The sequence below is a fragment of the Allobosea lupini genome, from assembly GCF_900109525.1.
GTDB lineage: Bacteria > Pseudomonadota > Alphaproteobacteria > Rhizobiales > Beijerinckiaceae > Allobosea > Allobosea lupini.
Genome location: NZ_FOAN01000007.1, coordinates 34,674 through 48,811, shown reverse-complemented (window position 1 = coordinate 48,811; position 14,138 = coordinate 34,674). Strand labels below are relative to the sequence as shown.

Genomic DNA, 14,138 nt, shown 5'->3' with positions numbered 1-14,138 from the left:
TGGCCAGGAGGAGAGATCGTGCAAGTCCTTACCCGCCCTTATGGCGCTCTCCACTATCGCGCGGATGGTCCGGCGGACGCTCCGGCGGTCATCTTCGCCAACTCGCTCGGCACCGATCTGCGGCTCTGGGATGCGGTCCTGCCGCTTCTGCCCCAAGGCCTGCGCTATATCCGCTACGACAAGCAGGGCCACGGCCTCTCAACGCTGGGCCGCGGCACTGACATCATCGATCACGCCGATGACGCCATCGCGCTGATCGAGGCGCTCGCCAGCAAGCCAGTCGTCTTCGTAGGCCTCTCGATCGGGGGCCTGATCGGCCAGACCGTGGCGAGCCGGCGCCCCGAGCTGGTCCGGGCTCTCGCTCTCTCGAACACCGCCGCCCGGCTCGGCACGGTCGAGAGCTGGCAGGCCCGTATCGACGCCATCGCCGGCCATGGGCTGGAGCATATCGCCGACGCCGTCATGGAGCGCTGGTTCGCTCCCGCCTTCCGCGCCACGCCGGAGCTGGCGCTCTGGCGCGCCATGCTGACCAGGACGCCGGCGGACGGCTATATCGCCGCCTGCAAGGCGCTCTCCCGTGCCGACCAGACCGCAGCGACCGCGGCCCTGCGCCTGCCCACCCTGGCGATCGCCGGCGATGCAGACGGCGCCTCCCCGGCCGAGCTGGTCGAGGCGACGGCTGCACTGATCCCCGGCTCCACCTTCCACGTCATCCCCGGCACGGGCCACCTGCCCTGCGTCGAGAACCCCGCCGCCTATGCCGCGATCCTGTCCCCATTCCTGAGGGCCCACGCCCATGACTGAACTTGCCAAGAAAGGCATGTCGACCCGCCGCCGCGTGCTGGGCGAGGCCCATGTCGACCGCGCCGAGGCCAACAAATCCGCGTTCGACGCGCCCTTCCAGGCCCTGATCACCGATGCCGCCTGGGGCCATGTCTGGAGCCGAGACACGCTGCCGGCGCGCGAACGCTCGATGATGACGATCGCGCTCCTGGCCGGGCTCGGCAATTACGAGGAGCTCGCCCTGCATCTGCGCGCAACGCGCAACACCGGGGCGAGCAAGGACGACGTGATGGAGGCCCTCCTCCACGTCGCGATCTATGCCGGCGTCCCGCGCGCCAACCACGCCATCAAGATCGCGAAGGACATCTTCGCAGCCATGGCTCAGGACGAGCAGGCATAAGAAACGGGAGGAAACGCCATGAAGCCAGCGGAGTTCTACCAGCGAGACAGGACCTTGCAGCCGCCGGCATTGACGCCGGACTACAAGACCTCGGTCGCGCGCAGCCCGCGCCTGGCGATGCTCTCGCTCCAGGGTTCGCTGTCGGAGATCACCGGCCCGACCTTCGGCCACAGCGATATCGACCCGATCGACAACGACCTGATCAAGAACTACGCCAAATCAGGCGATCCGGTCGGCGAACGGATCATCGTCCATGGCCGCGTCCTCGACGAGAACGGCCGCGGCGTGCCGAACACGCTGGTCGAGATCTGGCAGGCCAATGCCGGCGGTCGCTATCGCCACAAGAAGGACAGCTATCTCGCGCCGATCGACCCGAATTTCGGCGGCTGCGGCCGCACGCTGACCGACGCGGACGGCTACTACTTCTTCCGCACGGTCAAGCCCGGCGCCTATCCCTGGCGCAACTGGGTCAACAACTGGCGCCCGGCCCATATCCATGTCTCGGTCTTCGGCACGGCCTTCAGCCAGCGCCTGATCACCCAGATGTATTTCGAGGGCGACCCGCTGATCGCAAAATGCCCGATCGTCGCGACGATCCCCGACCAGCGCGCCATCGACCAGCTGATCGCGCCGCTCGACCTGAACGCCGCCGTGCCGCTCGACTGCCTCGCCTACAAGTTCGACATCGTGCTGCGCGGCCGCCGCTCGACCCTGTTCGAGAACCGCCTGGAGGGCAACTGATCATGGTCCAGGCTCTGCCCTATCTGAAGGAATCCGCCTCCCAGACCGCCGGCCCTTATGTCCATATCGGCCTGGCGCCGGGCGCGGCGGGCTTCGACATCTATCGCCAGGAGCTCGGCCAGATCATCGCCGGCCCGGACGTGCCCGGAGAGCGCATCCGCATCGAGGGCCTGGTCTATGACGGCACCGGCGCGCCGGTGAAGGACATCCTGCTCGAATCCTGGCAGGCCGACGCCAACGGCATCTATCCCCATCCCGAGGATCCGCGCCATGGCGAGGTCGCGCCGGATTTTCGCGGCTGGGGCCGGATCATCACCGATTTCGACAGCGGCCTCTGGAGCTTCGAGACGATCAAGCCCGGCCCCGTGCCGGGGCGCAACAAGCGCGTGATGGCGCCGCATATCAGCCTCTGGCTCGTCTCGCGCGGCATCAATATCGGCCTCAACACCCGGATGTATTTCGATGACGAGGACAATAGCGCCGATCCGGTGCTGGGCCTCGTCGAGCAGGAAAACCGCCGCCGGACTCTGATCGCCCAGCGCACCGCCCCCGGCGTCTACCGGTTCGACATTCGCCTCCAGGGCGAAGGCGAGACCGTGTTCCTGGACGTCTGAGCCATGACGCAACCCTGCATCATCTGCGTCGCCATCACCGGCTCGCTGCCGACCAAGGCCAACAATCCGGCTGTGCCGATCACCATCGCCGAACAGGTCGAGAGCACGCAGGAGGCCTTCGAGGCCGGCGCCAGCATCGCGCACTGCCATGTGCGCGACGACGAGGGCAAGCCGAGCTCGGACCCCGAGCGCTATGGCCGGCTCAAGGAGGGCCTGGAGAAGCACTGCCCCGGCATGATCGTCCAGCTCTCGACCGGTGGCCGCTCGGGTGCCGGCCAGGCCCGCGGCGCCATGCTGTCGCTGCGGCCGGACATGGCTTCGCTCGCCGTCGGCTCGAACAACTTCCCGACCCGCGTCTACGAGAATGCTCCTGACCTGGTCGACTGGCTCGCCGGGCAGATGGTGACCCATGGCGTCAAGCCGGAGATCGAGGCTTTCGACCTCTCGCACATCCTCAAGGCGCACGAGATGTGGCAGCGCGGCCAGATCGTCGAGCGTCCTTATGTCCAGTTCGTCATGGGCGTGAAGAACGCGATGCCGGTCGACCGCGACGTGTTCGACTATTACATCCGCACCGTGAAGCGCCTGTTCGGCGAGAACGCGCCCTGGTGCGCCGCCGGCATCGGCTCGAACCAGATCGTGCTGAACGAATGGGCGATCGCCAGCGGAGGCCATGCCCGCACCGGCCTGGAAGACAATGTCCGCCTCGACCGCGACCGGCTCGCGCCCTCGAACGCGGCGCTGGTCGCGCGGGCAGCCGAACTCTGCCGGAAATACGGCCGCCCCGTCGCGACCTGGCAGCAGGCGCGCGAGATTCTCGGCATTCCGATGAGGGCAGGCAGCGCCGGCTGAGCCAAGCCGCCTTCCTCCGGTCCGAAACAGGACAGAACGAACCATGATCAGCGGAAAGACCAAGCTCATCGGCCATCTCGGCTTCCCGACCGAGAGCTTCAAGGCGCCGCTGATCTACAATCCCTATTTCGAGCGCGACGGCATCGATGCGGTGGTCGTCCCCATGGGCAGCCGCGCCGAGGACTATCCCGATTTCCTCAAGCTGTTCTTCCGGCTCTCCAACGCGCATGGCGCGCTCGTCACCATGCCGCACAAGGTGGTGACGACCGGCCTGGTCGACGATCTCATGCCGACGGCCGCGATTGCCGGGGCCTGCAATGCCGTGCGCCGCGAGGGCGACGGCCGGCTTACCGGCGACATGTTCGACGGTGAGGGCTTCGTGCGCGGCGTCCTGCGCAAGGGCCGCCAGGTCGCCGGCACCCGCGCGCTCGTGGTCGGCGCGGGCGGCGTCGGCTCGGCGATCTCCGCTTCGCTCGCCAAGGCTGGAGTGGCCGAGCTGGGCCTGTTCGACATGAATGGCGGGGCGGCAGAGGCACTGGGAGGACGGCTCACCCGCTATTATCCCGCGCTCAAGGTGTCGACGGGATCGAACGATCCGGCCGGCTTCGACATCGTCGTCAATGCGACCCCGCTCGGGATGAAGCCGGGCGATCCGCTCCCGCTCGACATCGAGCGCTTGCCCGCCTCCGCCTTCGTCGGCGAAGTGGTGATGGCGCAGACCATCACACCCTTCCTGGCGGCGGCGCAGCAGCGCGGCTGCCAGGTCCAGGTCGGCACGGACATGCTGTTCGAGCAGATCCCGGCCTATCTGGAATTCTTCGGCCTGCCCACGACCACCGCCGACGATTTGCGCTCCGTGGCGCGGCTCGGCTGAGGACGGGCGCTAGCCGGCGCGCATCATGCCGCGCCGCGGTGAACGGAAGATCGCATCCAATGACGTGGAATGGAGAGCCGGGCCCTCGACGGCCCGCAGGAACCCCGCCGGCCAGGTTCCTCAAGGCCGGCCTGCTCGCGCTGCTGACCGCGATTGTCCTGCCCGCTGCAGCTTCCGACTGGCAGCGCTATGGCAATGCCCGCTTCCAATACTGGATCGACATCCCGCTAAGCTTCTCCAAGATAGAGGAGGCCGACAATGGCGATGGTGGTGTCTCGGCGTCTCCGGACGGCACTGCCGAGTTGCGGGTCTGGGGCAGCTATCCGACTGCAAGCAGTCTTGCAGCCGAGGCCAAGCAGCGCCAGGCATTCGACCAGCGCGACGGCTGGGCCATCAGCTACCAGACGCAGAACAAGAGCGGAGCCATCTGGTCCGGAGCCAAGGAAAACCGCATCCTCTATGCGCGCGCCATCCCAGCTTGCGACCGGGCGGTTGCCCATCTTCGTATCGAGTACGATCGGGAACGGCAGAAGGCCTTCGACCCGGTAATCTCCCGGCTGGTCAAGTCGTTCCGAAGCGGCGACTGCCGGGCGCGCTGAACGCCCTCGCCCTCACCTCTGGCCCGGCCTCGCCTCCGCCCAGGCCGCGACGGTCTTGGCCATTGTCGCCAGATGCCCGCTCGCCGAAAAGCCCGACGCCTTGCGCGGGCGCAGGTCGTGATCGCCATCCTCGAGCCAAAGCATCTCGATCGCCGGCGACAGGGCATAGCCATCGACCTCCTCGCGCGTGCCGAATTCGTCGCGCGTGCCCTGGACGATGAGCGTCGGCGTCTTGAGATCGGCCAGATGCTGCGTCCGTAGCTGCTCCGGCTTTGCCGGCGGATGGAACGGGTAGCCGAGACAGAGCAGGCCCCCGATCCGATCGGCCGCGAACAGGTCGTCGGCGACCATGCTGGCGACACGCCCGCCCATCGACTTGCCGCCGATGATCAGCGATCGCGACGGGCCGAGCGCCTCGATCGCGGCCAGGCATTCCGGCTTGAGCGTCTCCGCCCGTGGTGGCGGCTTGCGGCCGGCCTCGCTGCGGCGGCTGGCCATATAGGCGAACTCGAAGCGGGCGACGCGAAACCCCTGCCCAGCCAGGCTTTCCGTCGCAGCGGTCATCGACGCGGAATCCATCGGAGCCCCTGCGCCATGGGCCAGGAGAATTGTGTACCTGGCCTCTTCCGGGCCGTCGAAGAGGAAATGCAAATCCGTCCCTCCATCCGTCACGAGCGCAAATCTGAGGGCGCCCGGGGTCTCGCAATGTCCTGCATCGCCTTGTCCGCTCCGGCAGCGAAAAGCAGACCCTCGGCAATATCTACGACCTTGGCAGTAGAACCGCCTGTGCTAGCCTAGATTTAGAGCGGGATAAAAAATCCGCCATCGGCTCCGCCGTTGGAAACCTTCGGCGCGGCCGTCCACGCAGGGAGGTAAATGCAATGCGGAAGGCACTCATGGCCGCCGTCGCGGCGTGCGTTTTGATTGCGGCTGGAACGACCGGCCAGGCTCAGGAAAAACTCAAGATCGGCGTGCTGGCAACGCTTTCGGGCGCGCTGACCTCGGGCGGCGAAGACGGTGTCCGCGGCGCGCAGATCGCGCTGAAGCAGCGTGGCGGCAAGATCGCCGGCCGCGAGGTCGAGTTCATCATCGCGGCGACCGACGCCAGCCCGGACTCGGCGCTGCGGGCCGCGCGCAAGCTCGTCGAGCAGGACAAGGTCCAGCTCATCCTCGGCCCGCTTTCGGGCTCCGAGGGCATCGCGATGCGCGACTACTCGAAGACGGTGCCGAACGTCACCGTCGTTGATGCCTCCTCGGGCGCGCTCGAGACCACCTATGTCAACCCATCGCCGAACTACTTCCGCTTCAACAGCAACGGCGCGATGTGGATGGCCGGTCTCGGCGAGTATGTCTTCAAGGACAAGGGCTACAAGAAGCTCGCCGTCATCGGCGAGGACTACTCCTTCCCCTATACGCAGGTCTTCGGCTTCGCGCTGGGCTATTGCAAGGCCGGCGGCCAGATCGTGCAGCGCCAGTGGGTCCCGCTCGGGACCAAGGACTTCGGCTCGGTCATCGCCAATATCCCCGATGACGTCGACGCCGTCTTCCTCGGTCTCGGCGGCGGCGACTCCGTGAACTTCCTCAACCAGTATGGTCAGACCGGCGGCAAGGCGAAGTTCGTCGGCGGCTCGATCATGGTCGACCAGACCGTGCTGTCGTCGCGCGGCAACGCCAAGCGTCTGCTCGTCGGCACGCCGTCCTCCGGCGGCGTGGCGGATGCCTGGGACGATCCGAAATGGAAGGCCTGGGTCAAGGCCTATCAGGACGCCTTCCCCGCGGATAAGCGCTTCGCGAGCCCGTCGCTGTTCGCGACCAACTACTACAACGCCTTCAACGGCATGGCGACGGGGCTGGAAAAGGTGAACGCCGACCTCTCCGACGGCGGCGCCAAGTTCCGGGCGGAACTCGCCAAGGTCGAGCTCGATGCACCGAACGGGCCGATCAAGCTCGACGACGACCGGCAGGCGATCGCGACGACCTTCATCACCGAAGTCGTCGAGGGGCCGAACGGCGACCTCACCAACAAATTCGTCCGCACCGTCCCGAATGTCTCGAAGACGATGGGGCTGTCGGCGGAAGCCTTCAAGGCGGTGGGGCTGCCCTCCCGGACCAATCCGGAATGCAAGCCTTAGTCGTTCGTACCGACTGACTCCCCGGGCAGGACACGATCGATCTTGTCCTGCCCGGCCAGCCGTCCCGCTCCGGTCAACGACGTCGCGCGCATCCTTTGTGCGCCGTCGGGCGAAGGCTCACCTGATGAGGCAGCCGCGCGCCACCGGGCATTGCTACGCGAGGAGCCATGAGTCGCGCAGTCGCGGTCTGCCACGGTCCCTTCGGACGGGTGTCGATCTATAATCTCGATCGCCCGATGGTGGTGCATGCCCACCGCGAAGCGCATTTGATCTTCTTTCTCGAGGGCTCGCGGGGACTTGTGACCGTCAATGACCACACGGTCCGTGTCGATCCCTTCATGGGCGTTGCGGTCAATCCCTGGGAACCGCATAATTTCCAGCCGGAGCAGCCGGGCGCCTTCGGGCTCTTCCTCGTCATCTATCTCAAGCCCGAATGGCTCGCGGCGCAGGCCATGCCGTCGGCCGGTTCGCTGGTCTTCCCGTCATCCGACCTGGTCATAACCCGCGAGCTCGCCGCCTGGCGTGACCAGGCGGTTGAGATGCTGCTGTCGCAGCACCGCGAGCTCAATCTCGCCCCGGTGCTGATGGCGCTGGCGCAGGCCTCCAGCGAACCGATCGGACCCGAGCTGGTCTCCTCGCTGCTACATGACACCTCGGCAGGCTCCCTCGATCGGCGCGTGCTGCGCGCCTGCCGGCTGCTGGAGCAGCATACCTCGTCCGAAGGCGCGCTCGCCCGGATCGCGCGGGAGGCCGGATTGTCGCGCGCCCATTTCTTCAAGCTCTTCCGGCAACAGGTCGGCGTGACCCCCACCATCTTCGCCAATACCGCCCGAATCGACGCGGCGCTCGAGCGGATCGTGCTGTCGAGCGACCCGGTGACCAGCATCAGCCACCGCCTCGGCTTTTCCGGCCAGAGCGTGTTCACCCGCTTCTTCACCGCCCATGTCGGCATGGCGCCGCGCGACTATCGGCGGGTGCTGCGCACCGTCGGCCTCCCGCCCTCGCAGGCGAGCCATGTCTGATTTCATGGGCCGCCGCCCGATCTGGTCGCTGGCGATCCTGATCGCCGTCGCTCTCCTCGCCTTCCTGATCTTCGCGGTCTGGACGCCGTGGATGGAGCTGACCTTCGGCAGGAAGCGCGTCTTCCTGAGCGCGCTGTTCAACGGCATCACGCTCGGCGGCCTGTATTTCCTCGTCGCCAGCGGCTTCACGCTGATCTTCGGCCTGATGCGCAACGTCAACCTGGCGCATGGCTCGCTCTATCTGTTCGGTGGCTATGTCGGCTACAGCATCGGCAACCTGACCGGATCCTGGTTCGCAGCGCTGATCGGCGCCTTCGTCATCGTCGCCCTCGCCGGCATGCTGATGCAGGTGCTGCTCTTCCGCTGGATGGAGGGCCAGGACCTGCGCCAGACGCTGGTCACGATCGGCCTCTCGATCATCGTCGCCGACCTGCTGCTCTGGGGCTATGGCGGCGACACCTTCCAGGTCACGACGCCGGACTGGCTGTCCGGGCCGATCCAACTGCCCTTCGTCGTCGCGCTGCGCAGCAATGGCGAGGCGGTGATGATGACCTATCCGCTGGTCCGGATCGCCATCCTGATCGGCGCGATCATCCTCGGCATCGCGATGTGGCTCGCGCTCAACCGCACCCGCATCGGCATGCTGGTGCGCGCCGGCGTCGACGATCGGGACATGCTCTCGGCGACCGGCGTACGCGTGCAGCTCGTCTTCATCATGGTCTTCGCCTTCGGAGCCGGACTCGCCGGTTTGGCCGGCGTCGTCGGCGGCACCTTCCAGTCGCTGCAGCCGGGCGAGGACACCAAGATCCTCCTGTCCTCGCTAGTCGTCGTCATCGTCGGCGGCATGGGCTCGATCCCCGGCGCGGCGATGGGCGCGCTGATCGTCGGCCTCGCCGAGCAGTTCGGCTCGGTCTACATGCCGACCTATGCGGTGATGCTGACCTTCGTCATCATGGTCGTGGTGCTGGCGATCCGGCCGCAGGGCCTTGCGGCGGTGAGGCGCTGACGATGGCGCTGGCTGAACCCCGCCTCGCGATCGCCACCCCGCGGCCCCGCGAGGGCCTCGCCGAGGTGATCGCCCGGCAGGGCACCGCCTTCTGGATCGTCGCGGCGCTGCTGCTGGTGATGCCGCTGATCGCAAGCCCGTTCTGGCTCGTCCAGATCCTCGCCTACGCGATGATCCTCGGCATGATCGCGCTCAGCCTGATGTTCCTCGCCGGCTATGGCGGCATCGTCAGCCTGATCCAGATGACCGTCGCGGCCTTCGCCGCCTATCTCGTCGCGATCTTCGGCGAGAGCGCCATCACCCAGATCAGCCTGAAATGGCCGTGGTGGACGGCAGTGCCGGTCGCGATCCTGCTCGCCACCTTGTTCGGCACGCTGGGCGGTGCGCTCTCGGTCCGGACCGAGGGCATCTATACGATCATGATCACGCTCGCGATCGGTTCGGCCTTTTATTACCTGACGCTGCAGAACTACACGATCTTCAACGGCTTCAGCGGCTTCAACGGGGTGATGCCACCGGTCTTCCTCGGTATCGACTGGGGCGGCACCGTGCCGTTCTATTACCTGACGCTCGGCTTTGCCGCCCTGGCCTATGCCGTGGTCGTCTATGTCTCGCGGGCGCCCTTCGGCCTCGCTCTGCAGGGCACCCGCGACAATCCCAGGCGCATGGCGGCGCTCGGCTTCGATGTCGTCGCCCATCGCATCGCCGCCTACGCCTTCGCTGCGGTGATCGCCGCCTTCGCCGGCGTGCTGCTGGTCTGGTACCAGCGCCAGGTCTCGCCGGGAACGGGCGGCGTCGGCCCGGTGGTCGACATGCTGATCATCGCCGTGGTCGGGGGCTTGAGCCGGCCGATCGGCCCCTTCATCGGCGCGCTTGTCTATGTCCTGCTGCGGACTTTCGCCCTCGATTTGCTCGACTGGGTCGGGCTCGAAGGCAAGCGCTATCAATTGCTGATCGGCTTCGGCTTCCTCGTCATCGTGCTGTTCTCGCCGGACGGGCTGATCGGCATCTGGCAGCGGCTGCGCGAGCGCTATCGCAAGAGCCGCGAGGCGCAGGACGCACAAATGCGGACCGGCGGAGGCGCGCCATGAGCGCCGTGCCGAGCCTGGACCGGCTGAATACGGGCAGCTCGGGCAATGCGCTCGAACTGCGCGGCGTCTCGCGCCTGTTCGGGGCGCTCGCGGCCCTGTCAGACGTCACGCTCTCGGTCCGCCCCGGCGAGCGGCGCGCCGTGCTCGGCTCGAACGGTGCCGGCAAGACCACTTTGTTCAACTGCGTTACCGGCGATTTTTCGCCGAGCTCCGGCGTCATCCGCTTCTTCGGCGAAGATGTGACGGCCTTCCCGCCGCATGAACGCATTCGCCGCGGCCTCCGACGTACCTATCAGATCTCCTCGCTCTTCACCGGCCTGTCGGTGATCGACAATGTCTATCTCGCCTGTCGCGGGGTCTCGCGGAACCGCTTCTCCTTGCGCCGGCCGCGGCGCGACGACACGCTCCAGCACACGGCCGAGAGCCTGGTCGACGCCGTCCATCTCACTGCGGTCAAGGATCGTCTGGTCGGCGAACTCGCCTATGGCCAGCAGCGCCAGCTCGAGATCGCGCTCGCTCTGTCGGGCGCACCGCGCTTCATCCTGTTCGACGAGCCGGCGGCCGGCCTCTCGCCGACCGAGCGGGCCGACCTCGTCCAGATCCTGACCTCGCTGCCGGCCCATATCGGCTACATCATCATCGAGCACGACATGGACGTGGCGCTGCGCGTCGTCGAGAGCGTGACGATGATGCATAACGGCCGCATCTTCAAAGAGGGGCGGCCGGACGAGATCGAGTCCGATCCCGAGGTGCAGGAACTCTATCTCGGGGGCGGTCATGGCTGAGCGCCTCAAAGCCCCGCCTCCGGCCGGCATCCCGATCCTGCAGATCGCAGGCTTGAACGTCTTCTATGGCCGCTCGCACGCCGTCCAGGGCGTCGATCTCACGCTGCAGCACGGCGTCCTCTCCGTCGTAGGCCGCAACGGCATGGGCAAGACGACCATGTGCAAGGCGATCATGGGGCTGGTGCCGATCGCGTCGGGCTCGATCCGCTTCTTCGGCGAGGAGATCGCCGGCCGCTCGCCGGCCGAGGTGGCGCGGCTCGGCATCGGCTATGTCCCGCAGGGCCGCCGGCTCTGGCGCTCGCTGACGGTCGACGAGCATCTGCGGCTGATGCAGCGCGGCAAGCGCGGCGCCTGGACGCCGGAGCGCATCTACGAAGTCTTCCCGCGTCTGGCCGAGCGCCGCAACAATGGCGGCGGACAGCTCTCCGGCGGCGAGCAGCAGATGCTGGCGATCAGCCGCGCGCTCCTGCTCAACCCGCGCCTCCTCGTCATGGACGAGCCGACCGAGGGGCTGGCACCGGTCATCGTCGCCCATGTCGAGGAGATGCTGGTCCGCCTCGCCGAGCAGGGCGACGTCGCGATCCTGGTGATCGAGCAGAACATCGGCGTCGCCACGCAGATGTCCGATCCCGTCGCGATCATGGTCAACGGCCGGATCAACCGCATCATCCCCTCGGCGACGCTGGCCGGCGACCGCGACCTGCAGCAGCGCCTGCTCGGCGTCGGCCGCCATGGCCATGACGAGACCGATGCGGCGGCGGACGCGGCCCCGGCAGCCGGAACCTCACGGTCTGCCGCTCCGGTGCCGGCCGGACCGATCCGTGTCTACGTTTCGAACCCGGCCATCCCGAACCGCTGGTCGCAACCCGTGCCGGCGGCACGGATCGAGGCGCAGGCCCGCACCATCTCGCGCCCGACATTGGCAACGCGCGATGGGCAGCCTGTCGGTGCGATCCGGCCGCTCGCCGCCGCGGCGAGCAGCGAGCCTTATGTCGTCGTCGCCGGCACGCTCGACACCAAGGGCGAGGAACTGCGCTTCATCCGCGACCTGATCCGCGCCGAGGGCTTGCGCACCCGTCTCGTCGATCTTTCTACCTCCGGCCGCAGTGCCGGCGGCGACGTCACTCCACAGGAGATCGCACTCGCCTCGCCGAAAGGTTCGGCCGGCATCTCCTCCGGCGATCGCGGCACGGCGGTGGCGGCGATGACCGAGGCGTTCAAGGCCTGGCTGCCGCGCCAGCAAGGGCTGCTCGGCATCATCTCGGCCGGCGGCTCGGGCGCGACCGCGATGGTGACGCCGGCGATGCAGACGCTGCCGGTCGGCCTGCCCAAGCTGATGATCTCGACCATGGCCTCCGGCGACGTCCGCGCCTATGTCGGCGCCACCGACATCGCGATGCTGCACGCCGTCACTGATGTGCAGGGCGTCAACCGTGTCTCCCGCCTCGTGCTCGGCAATGGCGCGCACGCCATCGCCGCCATGGCCAAGGCGCGTCTCGCCGAGCTGAAGCCTGAGCCCTCGCGCCGCCGCGAGGTGGAGAAGCCGCTGGTCGGGCTCACCATGTTCGGCGTCACCACGGCTTGCGTGCAGCAGGTCTCCAGGCTCCTCGCCGACGAATGGGAGCCGCTCGTCTTCCACGCCACCGGCACCGGCGGGCGCGCAATGGAGAAGCTGGTCGAGTCCGGCCTCGTCGGCGCGGTGATCGACGTCACGACCACCGAGATCTGCGACCTGCTGATGGGCGGCTTGCTGCCGGCGACCGAGGACCGCTTCGGCGCGATCATCCGCACCCGCATCCCCTATGTCGGCTCGGTCGGCGCGCTCGACATGGTCAACTTCTTCGCGCCCGAGACCGTGCCGGAGCGCTATCGCGGCCGGCTGCTCTACCCGCACAACCCGCAGATCACCCTGATGCGGACAACGGCGGAGGAGAACGCCCGGATGGGCCGCTGGATCGGCGAACGGCTGAACCAGATGGAAGGGCCAGTCCGCTTCCTGATCCCCGAGCTCGGCGTCTCCGCGCTCGATGCGCCTGGCCAGGCCTTCCACGATCCGGCCGCCGACGCCGCCCTGTTCCAGGCGCTGGAGCAGACCGTGCGCCCCGGTCCCAACCGGCAGCTGATCCGCCTGCCGCTCCACATCAACGACCCCGCCTTCGCCGCCGCTCTGGTGCAGCAGTTCCGCACACTGCATGCCGGCCGGCGCCGCGAGCGGGCCAGCGGAGGCAGATCATGACGAGCTTCGACAAGAAGACCCTGCTGAAGCGCTTCCGGGCGATGATCGCCAAGGGCGAGCCGATCGTCGGCGGCGGCGCCGGCACCGGCCTTTCGGCAAAGTGCGAGGAAGCCGGTGGTATCGACCTGATCGTCATCTACAATTCCGGCCGCTACCGCATGGCCGGGCGCGGCTCGCTCTCCGGCCTCATGCCCTATGGCGACGCCAACGCGATCGTCATGGAGATGGCGGCCGAGGTGCTGCCGGTGGTGAGGAACACGCCGGTCATCGCCGGCGTCTGCGGCACCGACCCCTTCCGGCGCATGGACATCTTCTTGGATGAGGTGAAGCGCCTTGGTTTCTCGGGCGTGCAGAACTTCCCGACCGTCGGGCTGATCGACGGTACCTTCCGCGCCAATCTCGAAGAGACCGGCATGGGCTTTGGCCTCGAGGTCGAGATGATCGCCCTCGCCAATGCCAAGGGCCTGCTGACCACGCCTTACGTCTTCTGCGAGGAGGATGCCCGCGCCATGGCGAAAGCCGGCGCCGACATCATCGTCTGCCATCTCGGGTTGACCACCGGCGGCTCGATCGGCGCCGAGACAGCGCTGAAGCTGGGAGACTGCCCGGCTCTGGTCGAGCGCTGGGCCAAGGCCGCGCTCGCCGTGAAGAAGGACGCGATCATCCTCGTCCATGGCGGGCCGGTCGCCGAGCCCAGCGATGCCGACTTCATCATGAAGAACACGACGCATTGCCACGGCTTCTACGGCGCGTCCTCGATGGAGCGCCTGCCGGTCGAGGTCGCGATCCGCGACCAGACCCGCGCCTTCAAGCAGATCGGCCGCTCGGCGGCGACGGGAAAGCCGGCGCGCAAGGCCGGCGGGAGCTCCAAATGAAAAGGGTGGTCGGAATTCCACCGGCCCGGGTCATCCCGGGCGACCGAAGGGAGACCCGGGATCCATGCCGGAACCTCCTTTGGAAAGGCTCAGGAATGGATCCCGGATCGGCGCCGCGAACGCGGCTT

At 67.5% G+C, this 14,138-nt stretch carries 15 protein-coding genes; 14 read left to right on the top strand and 1 reads right to left on the bottom strand.

All coding sequences use genetic code 11. From position 1 onward, the window contains the following. Positions 1–18: 18 nt before the first annotated feature. Genes pcaD through BMZ21_RS20535 form a run of 7 tightly spaced genes read left to right on the top strand, consistent with a single transcriptional unit; the run spans position 19 to position 4,863 of the window. Positions 19–804, top strand: a complete 786-nt coding sequence (gene pcaD / locus BMZ21_RS20565; RefSeq protein ID WP_091838545.1) for a 3-oxoadipate enol-lactonase — start codon at positions 19–21, stop codon at positions 802–804. After that, positions 797–1,183 (top strand): 4-carboxymuconolactone decarboxylase, encoded by a 387-nt coding sequence (gene pcaC / locus BMZ21_RS20560; RefSeq protein ID WP_091838541.1) that lies wholly within the window; start codon positions 797–799, stop codon positions 1,181–1,183. Before pcaD ends, pcaC begins: the two co-directional genes overlap by 8 nt. 18 nt (positions 1,184–1,201) lie before the next feature. After that, the gene (pcaH, locus tag BMZ21_RS20555; RefSeq protein WP_091838537.1) at positions 1,202–1,924 is read left to right on the top strand and encodes a protocatechuate 3,4-dioxygenase subunit beta; all 723 of its coding nucleotides are present in this window, start codon (positions 1,202–1,204) and stop codon (positions 1,922–1,924) included. Between the two features lie 2 nt (positions 1,925–1,926). Further along, a complete protein-coding gene (gene pcaG / locus BMZ21_RS20550) occupies positions 1,927–2,538 on the top strand; it encodes a protocatechuate 3,4-dioxygenase subunit alpha (RefSeq protein ID WP_091838533.1) in 612 nt (203 codons plus the stop codon). Between the two features lie 3 nt (positions 2,539–2,541). Then, complete coding sequence (locus BMZ21_RS20545; RefSeq protein WP_091838529.1) at positions 2,542–3,390, top strand: 3-oxoadipate:acetyl-CoA acetyltransferase; 849 nt, start codon at positions 2,542–2,544, stop codon at positions 3,388–3,390. A gap of 43 nt (positions 3,391–3,433) precedes the next feature. Beyond that, a complete protein-coding gene (locus tag BMZ21_RS20540) occupies positions 3,434–4,264 on the top strand; it encodes a shikimate dehydrogenase family protein (protein ID WP_091838527.1) in 831 nt (276 codons plus the stop codon). A gap of 59 nt (positions 4,265–4,323) precedes the next feature. Continuing rightward, positions 4,324–4,863 carry a hypothetical protein gene (locus BMZ21_RS20535; protein WP_244543931.1) on the top strand — a complete coding sequence of 180 codons (540 nt, stop codon included), beginning with the start codon at positions 4,324–4,326 and terminating at the stop codon, positions 4,861–4,863. A gap of 12 nt (positions 4,864–4,875) precedes the next feature. Here the strand turns inward: BMZ21_RS20535 and BMZ21_RS20530 are convergent, their stop codons facing one another. Then, a complete protein-coding gene (locus BMZ21_RS20530) occupies positions 4,876–5,514 on the bottom strand; it encodes an alpha/beta hydrolase family protein (protein WP_091838523.1) in 639 nt (212 codons plus the stop codon). Positions 5,515–5,744: 230 nt separating this feature from the next. Here BMZ21_RS20530 and BMZ21_RS20525 point away from each other — a divergent pair, with 230 nt between their 5' ends. The 7 genes from BMZ21_RS20525 to BMZ21_RS20495 all read left to right on the top strand — a co-directional run bounded on the left by BMZ21_RS20525 (position 5,745) and on the right by BMZ21_RS20495 (position 14,010). Further along, positions 5,745–6,995: an ABC transporter substrate-binding protein gene (locus BMZ21_RS20525; RefSeq protein WP_091838519.1), complete on the top strand. Its 1,251-nt coding sequence runs from the start codon at positions 5,745–5,747 to the stop codon at positions 6,993–6,995. Between the two features lie 167 nt (positions 6,996–7,162). After that, a complete protein-coding gene (locus tag BMZ21_RS20520; protein WP_091838516.1) occupies positions 7,163–8,017 on the top strand; it encodes a helix-turn-helix transcriptional regulator in 855 nt (284 codons plus the stop codon). After that, on the top strand, positions 8,010–9,023 hold the full coding sequence (locus tag BMZ21_RS20515) for a branched-chain amino acid ABC transporter permease (protein WP_091838513.1): 1,014 nt from the start codon (positions 8,010–8,012) through the stop codon (positions 9,021–9,023). The genes BMZ21_RS20520 and BMZ21_RS20515 overlap by 8 nt, the downstream gene beginning before the upstream one ends. Positions 9,024–9,025: 2 nt before the next feature. Then, the gene (locus BMZ21_RS20510) at positions 9,026–10,114 is read left to right on the top strand and encodes a branched-chain amino acid ABC transporter permease (protein ID WP_091838510.1); all 1,089 of its coding nucleotides are present in this window, start codon (positions 9,026–9,028) and stop codon (positions 10,112–10,114) included. Further along, positions 10,111–10,899 (top strand): ABC transporter ATP-binding protein, encoded by a 789-nt coding sequence (locus BMZ21_RS20505; RefSeq protein WP_091838507.1) that lies wholly within the window; start codon positions 10,111–10,113, stop codon positions 10,897–10,899. Before BMZ21_RS20510 ends, BMZ21_RS20505 begins: the two co-directional genes overlap by 4 nt. After that, positions 10,892–13,135 (top strand): ABC transporter permease, encoded by a 2,244-nt coding sequence (locus tag BMZ21_RS20500; RefSeq protein ID WP_091838504.1) that lies wholly within the window; start codon positions 10,892–10,894, stop codon positions 13,133–13,135. Before BMZ21_RS20505 ends, BMZ21_RS20500 begins: the two co-directional genes overlap by 8 nt. Then, positions 13,132–14,010 (top strand): phosphoenolpyruvate hydrolase family protein, encoded by an 879-nt coding sequence (locus BMZ21_RS20495; protein ID WP_091838501.1) that lies wholly within the window; start codon positions 13,132–13,134, stop codon positions 14,008–14,010. The genes BMZ21_RS20500 and BMZ21_RS20495 overlap by 4 nt, the downstream gene beginning before the upstream one ends. Positions 14,011–14,138: the final 128 nt, after the last annotated feature.

Excerpts from the sequence above, each read along its gene's own strand:
- BMZ21_RS20545 (WP_091838529.1), top strand. The coding sequence starts at position 2,542 with ATGACGCAACCCTGCATCATCTGCGTCGCCATCACCGGCTCGCTGCCG.
- BMZ21_RS20500 (WP_091838504.1), top strand. The coding sequence starts at position 10,892 with ATGGCTGAGCGCCTCAAAGCCCCGCCTCCGGCCGGCATCCCGATCCTG.
- pcaC (WP_091838541.1), top strand. The coding sequence starts at position 797 with ATGACTGAACTTGCCAAGAAAGGCATGTCGACCCGCCGCCGCGTGCTG.
- BMZ21_RS20525 (WP_091838519.1), top strand. The coding sequence starts at position 5,745 with ATGCGGAAGGCACTCATGGCCGCCGTCGCGGCGTGCGTTTTGATTGCG.
- pcaH (WP_091838537.1), top strand. The coding sequence starts at position 1,202 with ATGAAGCCAGCGGAGTTCTACCAGCGAGACAGGACCTTGCAGCCGCCG.
- BMZ21_RS20535 (WP_244543931.1), top strand. The coding sequence starts at position 4,324 with ATGACGTGGAATGGAGAGCCGGGCCCTCGACGGCCCGCAGGAACCCCG.
- BMZ21_RS20520 (WP_091838516.1), top strand. The coding sequence starts at position 7,163 with ATGAGTCGCGCAGTCGCGGTCTGCCACGGTCCCTTCGGACGGGTGTCG.
- BMZ21_RS20515 (WP_091838513.1), top strand. The coding sequence starts at position 8,010 with ATGTCTGATTTCATGGGCCGCCGCCCGATCTGGTCGCTGGCGATCCTG.
- BMZ21_RS20495 (WP_091838501.1), top strand. The coding sequence starts at position 13,132 with ATGACGAGCTTCGACAAGAAGACCCTGCTGAAGCGCTTCCGGGCGATG.
- BMZ21_RS20510 (WP_091838510.1), top strand. The coding sequence starts at position 9,026 with ATGGCGCTGGCTGAACCCCGCCTCGCGATCGCCACCCCGCGGCCCCGC.
- pcaG (WP_091838533.1), top strand. The coding sequence starts at position 1,927 with ATGGTCCAGGCTCTGCCCTATCTGAAGGAATCCGCCTCCCAGACCGCC.
- BMZ21_RS20505 (WP_091838507.1), top strand. The coding sequence starts at position 10,111 with ATGAGCGCCGTGCCGAGCCTGGACCGGCTGAATACGGGCAGCTCGGGC.
- BMZ21_RS20540 (WP_091838527.1), top strand. The coding sequence starts at position 3,434 with ATGATCAGCGGAAAGACCAAGCTCATCGGCCATCTCGGCTTCCCGACC.